Raw genomic sequence first — 12,605 nt, 5'->3', positions numbered from 1 at the left:
TCTAGATTTTGATATGAAATACGGTAAATCTTAAAATTTACAAAATTTGACCGCACTTTAATGAATTCTGATATTTGAAAGTAAAACAGGGAACTGAACGCCCCCTGTTTTATATAGGGCTTGCCTATTACAGTGCCAGATTACTCTGCAGCTTCTTCAGCAAATTTTTCTTCAACTGCTGCTTCAGCTTTACGACCTTCTTTAACGGCTTCTGCTGCTGCTGTTAAATATAATTGGATCGCGCGAGTTGCGTCGTCGTTTCCTGGGATCAAGAAATCAACGCCGTCTGGGCTAGCGTTTGTATCAACAACGGCGAATACTGGGATACCAAGGTTGTTCGCTTCTTTGATTGCGATATGTTCATAATCTGCACCGATTACGAAAATTGCATCAGGAAGACCTGCCATATCTTTGATACCGCCAAGGCTTAATTCTAATTTAGCCATTTCGCGAGTGCGATCTAACGCTTCTTTTTTGGTTAATTTGTCAAATGTACCGTCTTGAGATTGAGTTTCGAAATCTTTTAAACGTTTGATTGATTGACGAACTGTTTTCCAGTTAGTCAACATACCACCTAACCAACGGTGGTTTACATAGAATTGTTGGCAATCTACTGCTGCTGCTTTTACTGCTTCGCTTGCTGCACGTTTTGTACCAACGAATAAGATTTTACCGTTGTTGTTCGCGATGCGAGTTAATTCAGCTAATGCTTCGTTGAATAACGGAAGGGTTTTTTCAAGGTTTACGATATGAACACCGTTACGAGCACCGAAAATGAATGGTTTCATTTTTGGGTTCCAGTAACGAGTTTGGTGACCGAAATGTACGCCTGCGTTAATCATGTCGCGCATTGAAACTTGTGCCATAATATTTTCCTTTTATTGGGGTTGAGCCTCCACATACCAAGTAAATCGACCGTTTGGCACCCCGATTTACCGTTTCGATATGTGTGTGTTATTTAAGTTTAAATTTATCAAATTGTTTAGACAAAATGACGGCGCCTTTTATACCATAAAGTGCGGTCAAAAACTAGCTAATTTTGAAAATTGATGCGAAAAAATCAGAGCTTATCGCAGCGCAATCATCTGAGTAAAAAGATTTGATTTTAGGCTAATAAAAAAGCCACTGAAAACAGCGGCTTATATTTAGCTGGTGAACTATTCAGCTTCTTGTTTTAAGAAAGCATCGTTCAACTCAATTTTCGCCTTAGCACGCAATGATTTCACTAAATTAGCTTGTACTTCTTGTGCTTGCGCTTGTAAAGTTTGAGCGTTCAACTGTTCTAACAATTTCGCATCAGGATCGCCCTCTTTAACCGCATCTAAAGCCACAATCACTACATCGCCATTGTTCGCTTGCGCCGCTTTGTAAGTAGGTTGACCGTTTTCAGGTTTTGGCATAGCAAAAATCACATTATTCAATGCAGGATCTTTATTTTCTGCGTAAACCCATTGTTCTGCCGCACCAAATTTCACTTCATCTTGTGTTTTACCCTGTTGTAAATCTGCGACAATTTTGTCCGCACTTTCTAACATTGCTTTCTCAGCTTTTTGGCGAGTTAATAAGGTGCTGATTTCGGCTTTCGCTTCATCTAATGACTTAATGCCTTCCGCTTTGTGATCTAACACTCGCACTAAAATAGAATGCTGATCGCCCACGTTCATTGACTCTGAATTCACGTTGCCTTGCGAAACATCGCCATCAAACATTGCACTGCTCACCACAGGGAAATTCAATTCTGCAGGGATTTCACGACGGCTGAAATAGCCAGTTTCATTAACTTTAACGCCTGCAACCGCTGCTGCCGCAGCTAAAGAAGATTGATCTTCAAAGGCTTTTTCTGCCACTTGTTTTTCGATAGCATAGAATTGGTTTGCTAATAAATCTTGGCGAACCGCATCAATAATGCGACCACGTACTTGATCTAGTGGCAATTCTTTCGATTCTTTACGCTCAACAACTTTAATAATATGGAAGCTACCATCCACATTAACAGGCGCACTATAATGCCCTACATCTAACACGGCTGCTGCATCTTCAAAGTTTTTCGGCAAATCACCCGTATTTAACCAACCTAAATCACCACCATTTTTAGCGGATAATTTATCTGTGGATTTTGTTTTCGCTAATTCAGCAAAATCTGTACCAGACTGTAACGCGGCATATCCTTCATTTGCCTCTTTTTCATTTGCAAATTGAATATGTGCTAGGCGTTGCTGCCCTTTGGTCGTGAATTCAGATTTGTGATCTTGATAATATTGCTGAATTTCAACATCAGTGACTTTGATACTTTTCTCTGCCACGGCTTTGGTTAAGTCAATATATTGAACTTTCACCATTTCAGGCATCGCGAAGTTGTTTTTATTTTTATTGTAATAATCTTGAATTTCTTGCTCACTCACACTTTGTTTTGTCATTTCTGCCGCGAGTGGAAATTTAGCCAGACGCACGGTGCGTTGTTGGAAAAATGCTTTGGCAAATTCTTTTTGTTGTTCTGGTGTCAAGAAATCGGTGCCAATTAAACCTTGTTGTAGTTGATCTAAGCGTAAAGCCTCACGCAAATACTGTGCATACATATCCGCATTCATATTGTTGTTGCGCAACATATATTGATAAGCTTCATTGCTAAATTTGCCATTTTCTTGGAATGCTGGGGTTGTCACAATGGCACGTTTAATCGCGTCATCGCTCACGGCTAAATTTAATTCTTTGGTATATTGACGCACTAACTCTTGATCGATTAAATCATTCAACACGCGCGTTCTTAAACCATTGGTAAATTCAGGTGTATCTACCACCGCGGCAAATTCAGTTGTACCTAATTGCTGACTAATGCGTTGATATTCTTCATTGTAACGTTGTTGAAACTGTTGCTGGCTAATTTCTTCACCATTGACTTTTGCTGCCGATGAATCCAATGATGATCCCAAATAACCATACATGCCTGAAACCACGAATGAAATCGCAATAGCCGCTAAAATTGCTTTCGCCACCCAGCTACTTGCTAAGTGGTGCATTTTTTCCATAAATAACATCTGGTTTTTCCTATGTTTTATAAATAAGCTTCGGAATTATAAAGTAAAGTGCGGTGAAAAATAAGTAAATTTTTCACCGCACTTCTATCATCATTATTAATTTACCGTTGGTTTCACCTTCGATGTCTTACGTGCACGTGGTACTTTCACCGCATTCACGGGAGAAAGCTTAACGAATTCTACGCCTTGCGGCGGATTTTCGAGTGCTAACGTCAAGACTTCGTCAATGGTTTCAACCGCATGAATCACCAGCTGATCTTTGGCATTTTGTGGAATCTCTTCCAAATCTTTCACATTATCTTTTGGAATTAAAACGGTTTTAATACCACCACGATGTGCAGCCAGTAATTTCTCTTTTAAGCCACCGATTGGCAACACTTTACCGCGCAAATTAATTTCGCCAGTCATTGCCACATCGGCGCGCACAGGATTTCCCGTTAAGCAAGAAACCAAGGCTGTGCACATTGCAATACCTGCACTCGGTCCATCTTTCGGGGTGGCACCATCAGGAACGTGAATATGAATGTCACGTTTTTCGTGAAAATCAGGCGTAATACCTAATTTTTCTGCACGAGAACGCACGACAGTCATTGCCGCTTGAATTGACTCTTTCATCACATCGCCCAATGAGCCAGTGAAAGTGAGTTTGCCTTTGCCGATCACAGATGCCGCTTCAATCGTTAATAAATCGCCACCGACTTCAGTCCACGCCAAACCTGTCACTTCACCGATACGATTTTCCGTATCCGCTAAACCATAATCGAAACGACGCACGCCAAGATACTCATTTAAATTATCACTATTTACGACTAATGATTTTAATGATTTATCCAGCAACAATTGTTTTACGGCTTTGCGACAAATTTTAGAAATTTCTCGTTCTAAATTACGCACACCCGCTTCACGAGTGTAATAACGAATAATATCGATAATTGCGCTATCTTCGATGCTCAATTCAGATTTTTTCAAGCCATTGCGCTCCATTTGTTTTTCAACTAAATGGCGAGTCGCGATGTTCAATTTTTCGTCTTCTGTATAACCAGCTAAACGAATCACTTCCATACGATCTAACAATGGTCCTGGAATGTTCATCGAATTGGATGTAGCGACAAACATCACATCTGACAAATCGTAATCCACTTCCAAATAATGGTCATTAAATTTGGTGTTTTGTTCTGGATCTAACACTTCTAACAGCGCTGAAGCAGGGTCACCACGGTGATCCATCGCCATTTTATCGATCTCATCAAGCAAGAATAATGGATTTTTCACCCCTACTTTTGCCATTTTTTGGATCAATTTACCTGGTAATGAACCAATATAGGTTTTACGGTGACCACGAATCTCTGCTTCATCACGCACGCCACCTAATGCCATACGCACATATTTACGCCCTGTTGCATTGGCAATAGATTGCCCCAATGAGGTTTTCCCCACCCCAGGTGGACCCACTAAACAAAGGATTGGTCCTTTGATCTGATTTAAACGCGATTGCACTGCTAAATATTCTAAAATACGTTCTTTAACACGTTCTAAACCATAGTGATCGGCATCCAAAATTTCTTGTGCTTTTTGAATATCTTTTTTCACTTTGCTACGTTTATGCCACGGCACTTGTAGCATCCAATCAATATAGCTACGCACCACAGTGGCTTCTGATGACATTGGCGACATCATTTTGAGCTTTTTGATCTCAGCTTCCACTTTTTCTTTTGCTTCAGCAGGTAATTTTGCTTCTTCTAATTTCTTGCGTAACTGATCGACCTCTGAATCTGCCTCAGCTTCTTCATCGCCCTCTAATTCTTTACGAATCGCCTTCATTTGCTCATTTAAGTAATAATCGCGATGGGTTTTCTCCATTTGCTCTTTTACTTTGGTGCGAATGCGTTTTTCTACCTGTAATAAATCAGCCTCGCTCTCCATTGCGCCAACTAAATATTCCAAGCGTTCTTGCACGCTTGAACGAGCCAATACTTCTTGTTTATGGCGCAAAGCGATAGGTAAATGCGCTGCTAAAGTATCAGCAAAGCGATCAACATCCGCAATCGAAGATAGGGCAACGATCATCTCTGGTTGAATTTTTTTATTCTGTTTAGCGTAATTTTCAAATTCGCCAAAGGCCACTTTGCGCGCGACCTCTAATTCTTTCTCATCACCTAACACCGATTTAATCGGCTCAACCAGTGCGGAAAAATAGTCATCTTCATTAATTTTTAAAATATTGGCACGCTGTTTCCCCTCAACCAGCACTTTGACTGTGCCATCAGGTAATTTCAACATTTGGATAATGTTTACAATCGTACCGATCTCGTATAAATCGGCGACTTGGGGATCTTCTATTTCAGCCTGTTTTTGCGCGACTAATAATAATTGCTTGTCGCTTTCCATAGCATGTTCAAGGCTACGGATAGATTTATCGCGTCCCACGAAAAGTGGCATAACCATATAAGGAAACACGACAACATCGCGTAAAGGCAAGACGGGAATCTCTTGTTCTTGAGTGCGTTTTGCGTTCATAATTTGTACTCTTCTTTTTTCTAAATAAGGAAAATTAGGGATTAGGTGGGGCCAGAAAACAAGAATTCAAGGCAATTGTTCAAAAAAGACAAAAAGTGCGGTCAAATTAACCGCACTTTTGACACATATTGTCCAAGAATGGCGTCATTATTTATATTCTAGTTTTGGGCTTTCACCTTCAGTGATGACCTTTTCATCCACCACAACTTTGGCAATATTCTCTAATGATGGCAAGTCATACATTGTTTCCAACAAGATGCCTTCCACTATAGAACGTAAACCTCTCGCACCTGTTTTACGCGCTAAGGCTTTCTTCGCCATCGCATTTAAGGCTTCTTGAGTAAACTCTAACTCCACATTTTCTAAGCCAAATAACGCTTGATATTGTTTAGTTAATGCGTTTTTAGGCTCTGTTAAAATTTGGATTAACGCTTCTTCATCAAGTTCACTGAGCGGAGCAATCACAGGTAAGCGTCCGACAAATTCAGGAATCATACCGAATTTAATTAAGTCTTCTGTTTCAATTTGTTTGAATAAATCCGTCAGACTTAACGCATCTTGCTCGCCTTTCACTTCCGCATCAAAACCAATACCGCTGCCAATATGCACGCGTTTTTCTACAATTTTATCTAATCCTGCAAATGCACCACCGCAAATAAATAAAATTTTTGAAGTATCAACACGCAGCATTTCTTGTTGTGGATGTTTGCGACCGCCTTGTGGTGGCACTGCCGCAACCGTGCCTTCAATCATTTTTAACAAGGCTTGTTGTACGCCTTCGCCAGAAACGTCTCGAGTGATGGACGGATTGGCAGATTTACGGGTGATTTTGTCGATCTCATCAATATAGATGATGCCGCGTTCTGCTTTTTCTGTATCGTAATCGCAGTTTTGGAGCAATTTTTGAATGATATTTTCTACATCCTCACCCACATAACCCGCTTCCGTTAGCGTTGTCGCATCCGCCATAGCGAATGGAACATTGAGTATACGTGCCAAGGTTTGCGCTAATAAGGTTTTCCCGCTCCCCGTTGGTCCAATTAGCAACACATTACTTTTGCTAAGCTCGACCGTATCGGTTTGATGATTAGAACGTAAGCGTTTGTAATGGTTATATAAAGCCACCGCAAGCACTTTTTTGGCATAATCTTGCCCAATGACATAGTCATCTAAATGCGCGCGGATTTCATGGGGCGTTGGCAATTTTTCCTCTAAAACTGGCGGATTTTCGACCGCACTTTCTTCCGCATGGTCATGCAATAATTCATGGCATTGCTCGATACATTCACCACAAATATAGCCTGATACGCCGGCAATTAAATTTCCGACTTCGTTTTGAGATTTCCCGCAAAATGAACAGGTTGTTTCGTTTTCGTTTGCCATTTTTTATCCTTAACGTTTCACTAACACGCTATCAACTAAACCGTAAGCGCGCGCTTCTTCTGCTGACATAAAATTGTCACGGTCGGTGTCTTTTTCAATAATTTCAATAGGTTGACCAGTATGAAAAGCTAAACGTTCATTTAATGTTTTTTTGATTTTTAAAATTTCATTTGCATGAATCAAAATATCCGAGGCTTGCCCACGGAAGCCGCCTAACGGCTGATGAATCATAACGCGAGCATTTGGCAACGCAGCACGTTTACCCGCCGTACCACCCGCCAATAAAAATGCGCCCATGGAACAAGCCTGACCGATACACAAGGTGCGTACATCTGGCTTGATAAATTGCATGGTGTCATAAATCGCCATTCCCGCAGTCACTGAACCACCTGGGCTATTAATATAAATATTGATATCTTTATCTGGATTTTCTGATTCAAGGAATAACAACTGTGCAACGATGAGATTCGCCATATTGTCTTCCACTTCGCCTGTTAGGAAAATCACACGTTCTTTTAAAAGGCGTGAGTAAATATCAAAGGAACGCTCTCCGCGTGCCGTTTGCTCAATCACCATTGGGACTAATGCCATAAAGTTCTCCATAATTCTGTTCTAAAAATAACTTGTTTATTTTACCTAAAAACGAGGCAAAATGCAGAATTGTTTTCGGCTGGACGAGCCAACCGTGCATAATAAATGAAAAAGTGCGGTCAATTTTCTGCAGGTTCTAAAACTTGCGAAAAATCAACCGCACTTTGCGAATTCAAAAACTTAAATTAAGCTTGTGGATTCATAATTTCATCAAATGATGCTTTTTTCTCAGTCACTTGCGCTTTAGCAAGGATTGCATCTACTGCTTGCTCTTCTAAAACAACATTGCGAATGTTATTGGTTAATTCTTCATTTTTTGCATAGAATTCAACAACTTCTGCTGGTTGTTCATAAGCTGATGCTAAATCTTCGATCATTGCTTTTACGCGATCTTCATCGGCAGTTAATTCATTTGCTTTGATAACAGCGCCGAATAATAAACCGACTTGAACACGGCGTTTCGCTTGTTCTTCAAATAATTCACGAGGTAATTGAGCCGCTTGTTTAGTGTTGCCACCAAAACGTTGCGCCGCTTGCTCACGTAATACTTCGATTTCTTGATCAACCGCCGCTGTTGGTACTTCAATAGCGTTCTCAGCGATTAAGCCATCAATTACTTGTTGTTTTACACGTGAAGTTAATGCATTTTTCAATTCACGTTGCATATTTTTTTGGATTTCAGCGCGTAAATCTGCCACAGTTTTTGTATTTGGACCAAATTTAGCAACAAATTCATCGGTTAATTCAGGTAATACTTGGTTTTCTACTTTTTTCAATGTAATCGCAAATTTTGCGTCTTTACCTTTTAAGTTTTCAGCATGATATTCCGCAGGGAATGTTACATTGATATCAAATTGCTCACCCGCTTTTTTGCCAACTATACCGTCTTCAAAACCAGGAATCATACGGCCTTGTCCCATTGCAAGAACGAAGTCTGATGCTTTACCACCTTCAAATTCTTCGCCATCCACTGAGCCAACGAAATCAATCGTTACACGATCATCTGCTTTTGCAGCTTCTGTGCTTTCAGCCCAAGTTGCTTGCTGTTTGCGTAACACATTCACCATATTGTCAATGTCAGCTTCTGTGATTTCAACAATAGCTTTTTCCACTTTAATATTTTCTAAACCTTTTAATTCAACTTCTGGATAAACTTCAAAAGTCGCTGTAAATACAACATCTTGACCGTTTTCGTAGTTTTCCACTGCAAAAGTTGGACGACCAGCAAGGTTTAATTTTTCTTTGAATGCAACATCAAAGAAATGACGTGGCAATAAGTCATTTAATACATCTTGACGTACTGATGCACCAAAACGTTTTTCAACGATTTGAGCAGGCACTTTACCTTTACGGAAACCGTCAACACGGACATTGCGTGCTGCACGTTTTAATTCTTCGCGTACTGCTGTTTCTACTTCTGCCGCTGGAATTGTAATTGTAACGCGGCGCTCTAAACCTTGAGTTGTTTCGATTGTTGACATTCTGTTTTCCTTTAAGATTGAATGAAATTAGGTAAAAAACTGGCGAATTATATCGAAAGATAGGGGCATAGTCGAGAGAAAATTTTCGTCTATAAATGGAATATTGATTGATAAAACGGTGAAAAAATTGACCGCACTTTTATGCGCAAATGGTTAATAAAGCCAATTTGATCAATCAGAAAACCCATGCTATCTCTAGTTAAATGAACCAAACTTGATTTTCGCATTAGAAAACATTCTATTTCGCGCTCATAAAAAATCCCGCTATAAAGCGGGATTTGAAAACAAAGATTCAATTATAAATTGCGTGGTAAGCGAATTTTTTGACCAGGGAAGATTTTGTTTTCATCTTTGATTACTTCTTTATTCGCTGCAACAATGGCGGTATATTTTGCGCCATTGCCATATTTATGCTCGGCGATTTTCCATAAACTATCACCTTTTTGAATGACATAGAATTCCTCTTCGCCTGCTAATTCGCCTTGTAACACTTCTACATTATCAACATTAACAGTGCTAATCCCTTCGATATTGCCAGCCATTAACACGGCTTTTTCCACTGCTTCTGCTGTGGTGGCAACGCCTGAAATGCTTGCTACGCCGTTTTCAACGGTAACAGCCACATTTTCAACGCCTGGGTTATCTTCGGCAATGTGGTTAGTCACGGCTGATGATGCATCTTCTTCTTTGCTGAAGATTTTCTTACCAATATTTCCTACGAAATCAAATAAGCCCATTTTTTCTTTCCTTATGTTATAGATTAATAATTGCAAAAATGCGATAAAATAGACCGCACTTTTATCATTTAGTTCACTTGTGTATTACGCTCATACGCAAACAAGGTATTGAACATCAGCATTGCTACGGTCATTGGCCCTACGCCACCGGGAACAGGGGTGATAAACGCCGCGTGTTCACTGGCTTTGGCGTATTGCACATCGCCACGCAATTTGCCGTCTTCACCACGATTGATCCCCACATCAATCACAATCGCCCCATTCTTCACCCAATCACCATTAATAAATTCAGGTTTACCAACAGCCACCACCAAAATATCGGCTTGGCGAATATGGCTTTCGAGATCTTGGGTAAAACGATGCGTCACCGTCACTGTGCAACCCGCCAATAATAATTCCATTGCCATTGGACGCCCTACAATATTGGATGCGCCCACGATCACAGCGTGTTGACCATATAAATTTCTTCCTGTGGTTTCTAGCAATTTCATAATGCCATAAGGGGTGCAAGCGCGTAAGGTTGGAATGCGTTGGCATAAACGCCCTACATTATAAGGGTGAAAACCATCCACGTCTTTATGCGGCGCAATGCGTTCGATCACTTTAGTGCTATCAATATGCTTTGGCAATGGTAATTGCACTAAAATGCCATCAATGCTGTCGTTCACATTCAGCTGATCAATTAATGCTAATAAATCCGCTTCAGTCGTGCTTTCTGGCAGGTCATAAGACTTTGACAAAATCCCAATTTCTTCGCAGCTTTTGCGTTTACTGCCCACATAAACTTGTGAAGCAGGATCTGCCCCCACAAGAATAACGGCCAAACCCGGTGCACGCTTGCCTTGAGTGGTATATTGTGCAACTTTTTGAGCAAGATCTGCTTTAATATTTTTAGCGAGCGCCGTGCCTGAGATCACTTGTGCGGTCATTCATTATTCCTTTTAATGGCTAAGACGAAAACGGTTGCTATTTTCTCAAAAAAAATCAGCAAATGTAAGTCTAATTGCAAGAAATTTAATCAATCAAATGATTTTTTTGAAAAAGTCATTGACTGCGGCTAAAAGGCAATTATAATGCTCACATCTTTCGGCGAGTAGCGCAGCTTGGTAGCGCAACTGGTTTGGGACCAGTGGGTCGTAGGTTCAAATCCTATCTCGCCGACCACTTCTTTTATATTTCCTTTGAAATTTCGTTAAATTGAAATTCCCAAAAGACACATCCATTTGAATGCGCCCTTAGCTCAGCTGGATAGAGCAACGCCCTTCTAAGGCGTGGGTCAAAGGTTCGAATCCTTTAGGGCGCGCCATTTATCAACACGTTTATTAAAACTCTGTTAATTTTGACCGCACTTTTTAGTGCTTGCCTTTGCATTTTCTGAATTAGCCGTTAAAATGCGATGGTTTGTATTTTTAGATTAGGTCTATTTATTGAAAGGTTTAATTATCCGCATCGCCGCCGCGGTTGCGCTATTATTATGGGCTGTTGATATGGTTTTCCCTTGGCAACAGCTTATGCGCTCAGAAGAAAATCACTACACCGCATTAAAAGAGCGCGACAGCTTAATTGTTGGCACAATCAATAATCCCGTTACCTATTTTATCAGTGCCGAAGGGCAAGCTGGGTTGGAATATGATCTCAGCAAAGCCTTTGCCGATTATCTGTCTGTTAATTTAGAGATGAAAGTCTTTGATAATACAGAAGATTTACTCGCTGCGTTAGAGAATCACGATATTGATATTGCCGCAGCGAATTTACTTTATCATCCGCAAAAACTCGAAAAATTCCAGTTAGGGCCTGCTTATTATTCTGCCTCTTGGCAATTGGTGTACCGCAAAGGGGAAACGCGCCCAAATTCCTTACAGCAATTAAAAGGCACCTTGGCTGTCACCGACAGCAGCGATTTAAATGCCATTTTGACAGAACGTAAAGCAAAATTACCGCAGCTCACCTGGCAAGTGAAAAATCGCCAAAGCCAAGAAAGTTTGTTGTTACAAGTGGCAGAAGGCAAAATTGATTACACGATTGCTAATTCAGTGGATGTTTCAGCGATCCAGCAAATCAAACCGCAAATTGCCGTTGCATTTGACTTAACCGATGAAGCAACGGTGCATTGGTATCTGCCAAACAGTTCTTATAATGAACTGCAGGCGGCATTGCTTGATTTTATGAATAGCGCGATTGAAAACGGTTTAATCGCCCGTGTGGAAGAAAAATATTTCAATCATTTTTCCAAGTTCGATTATGTGGATATGCGCTCTTACACGCAAGCCATTGAAAAAACGTTGCCAAAATACACCGCACTTTTTGAGAAATACAAAGGCAATTTAGATTGGCGTTTGCTTGCGGCGATGGCTTATCAAGAATCTCATTGGGATGAAAATGCCACATCGCCAACAGGGGTTCGCGGCATAATGATGTTGACAAAATCCACCGCAGATCGGATGAAAATTACCGATCGCACCGATGCAGAGCAAAGCATTAAAGCGGGCTCAGAATATTTACATTGGCTCATTTCACAGGTGCCAGATAGTATTCCCCAAGAAGATCGCATTTGGTTTGCTTTGGCGGGTTATAATATGGGGCTCGGGCATATGTTGGATGCGCGCCGTTTGACTAAAAGTTTAGGTGACGATCCCGATAATTGGCTTGATGTGAAAAAAAATCTGCCGTTACTGGCGGAAAAACGTTATTATTCAAACTTGAAATATGGTTATGCTCGTGGTTATGAAGCCTTTCAATATGTGGAAAATATCCGCCGTTATATGAACAGCATCATTAACTATCACCGCATACAAGAAGAGCAAAACGCAGAAAAAACACCCTCAGATTCAGTTTCTGACAATGATAATAATAAGGAATAG

The 12,605-nt window shown here is 40.6% G+C and carries 9 protein-coding genes and 2 tRNA genes; 3 read left to right on the top strand and 8 right to left on the bottom strand.

Annotated elements, in window-relative coordinates; all coding sequences use genetic code 11:
• Positions 1-140: 140 nt before the first annotated feature.
• The 8 genes from rpsB to folD form a co-directional block, all read right to left on the bottom strand.
• On the bottom strand, positions 141-866 hold the full coding sequence (rpsB, locus tag C8D76_RS02640) for a 30S ribosomal protein S2 (RefSeq protein WP_116631271.1): 726 nt from the start codon (positions 864-866) through the stop codon (positions 141-143).
• Between the two features lie 291 nt (positions 867-1,157).
• Positions 1,158-3,035 (bottom strand): peptidylprolyl isomerase, encoded by a 1,878-nt coding sequence (gene ppiD / locus C8D76_RS02635; protein WP_116631270.1) that lies wholly within the window; start codon positions 3,033-3,035, stop codon positions 1,158-1,160.
• 96 nt (positions 3,036-3,131) lie between these two features.
• Positions 3,132-5,552 (bottom strand): endopeptidase La, encoded by a 2,421-nt coding sequence (lon, locus tag C8D76_RS02630; protein WP_116631269.1) that lies wholly within the window; start codon positions 5,550-5,552, stop codon positions 3,132-3,134.
• Positions 5,553-5,699: 147 nt separating this feature from the next.
• Entirely contained in the window at positions 5,700-6,935 is a 1,236-nt protein-coding gene (clpX, locus tag C8D76_RS02625; RefSeq protein WP_116631268.1) for an ATP-dependent protease ATP-binding subunit ClpX, read from the bottom strand.
• Between the two features lie 9 nt (positions 6,936-6,944).
• Complete coding sequence (gene clpP, locus C8D76_RS02620; RefSeq protein ID WP_116631267.1) at positions 6,945-7,526, bottom strand: ATP-dependent Clp endopeptidase proteolytic subunit ClpP; 582 nt, start codon at positions 7,524-7,526, stop codon at positions 6,945-6,947.
• A gap of 185 nt (positions 7,527-7,711) precedes the next feature.
• Positions 7,712-9,007 carry a trigger factor gene (gene tig / locus C8D76_RS02615; protein ID WP_116631266.1) on the bottom strand — a complete coding sequence of 432 codons (1,296 nt, stop codon included), beginning with the start codon at positions 9,005-9,007 and terminating at the stop codon, positions 7,712-7,714.
• A 296-nt stretch (positions 9,008-9,303) separates the two neighbouring features.
• Positions 9,304-9,744, bottom strand: coding sequence for a peptidoglycan-binding protein LysM (lysM, locus tag C8D76_RS02610; RefSeq protein ID WP_116631265.1), 441 nt, complete (start codon positions 9,742-9,744; stop codon positions 9,304-9,306).
• A gap of 68 nt (positions 9,745-9,812) precedes the next feature.
• Complete coding sequence (gene folD / locus C8D76_RS02605) at positions 9,813-10,673, bottom strand: bifunctional methylenetetrahydrofolate dehydrogenase/methenyltetrahydrofolate cyclohydrolase FolD (protein ID WP_116631264.1); 861 nt, start codon at positions 10,671-10,673, stop codon at positions 9,813-9,815.
• Positions 10,674-10,831: 158 nt separating this feature from the next.
• Here folD and C8D76_RS02600 point away from each other — a divergent pair.
• The 3 genes from C8D76_RS02600 (at position 10,832) to mltF (ending at position 12,605) form a co-directional block, all read left to right on the top strand.
• Positions 10,832-10,908: transfer RNA gene (locus C8D76_RS02600), tRNA-Pro, on the top strand.
• A gap of 65 nt (positions 10,909-10,973) precedes the next feature.
• Positions 10,974-11,050, top strand: a tRNA-Arg gene (locus C8D76_RS02595).
• Positions 11,051-11,171: 121 nt separating this feature from the next.
• Positions 11,172-12,605: a membrane-bound lytic murein transglycosylase MltF gene (mltF, locus tag C8D76_RS02590; RefSeq protein ID WP_116631263.1), complete on the top strand. Its 1,434-nt coding sequence runs from the start codon at positions 11,172-11,174 to the stop codon at positions 12,603-12,605.

The sequence above is a fragment of the Alitibacter langaaensis DSM 22999 genome (assembly GCF_003096995.1).
Taxonomy (GTDB): Bacteria; Pseudomonadota; Gammaproteobacteria; order Enterobacterales; family Pasteurellaceae; genus Exercitatus; species Exercitatus langaaensis.
This window is presented reverse-complemented; position numbering and strand designations above follow the sequence as displayed.

What these genes read in the sequence shown, in the direction of transcription:
- rpsB (WP_116631271.1), bottom strand. Translation starts at nt 866, where the DNA reads ATGGCACAAGTTTCAATGCGCGACATGATTAACGCAGGCGTACATTTC.
- ppiD (WP_116631270.1), bottom strand. Translation starts at nt 3,035, where the DNA reads ATGTTATTTATGGAAAAAATGCACCACTTAGCAAGTAGCTGGGTGGCG.
- lon (WP_116631269.1), bottom strand. Translation starts at nt 5,552, where the DNA reads ATGAACGCAAAACGCACTCAAGAACAAGAGATTCCCGTCTTGCCTTTA.
- clpX (WP_116631268.1), bottom strand. Translation starts at nt 6,935, where the DNA reads ATGGCAAACGAAAACGAAACAACCTGTTCATTTTGCGGGAAATCTCAA.
- clpP (WP_116631267.1), bottom strand. Translation starts at nt 7,526, where the DNA reads ATGGCATTAGTCCCAATGGTGATTGAGCAAACGGCACGCGGAGAGCGT.
- tig (WP_116631266.1), bottom strand. Translation starts at nt 9,007, where the DNA reads ATGTCAACAATCGAAACAACTCAAGGTTTAGAGCGCCGCGTTACAATT.
- lysM (WP_116631265.1), bottom strand. Translation starts at nt 9,744, where the DNA reads ATGGGCTTATTTGATTTCGTAGGAAATATTGGTAAGAAAATCTTCAGC.
- folD (WP_116631264.1), bottom strand. Translation starts at nt 10,673, where the DNA reads ATGACCGCACAAGTGATCTCAGGCACGGCGCTCGCTAAAAATATTAAA.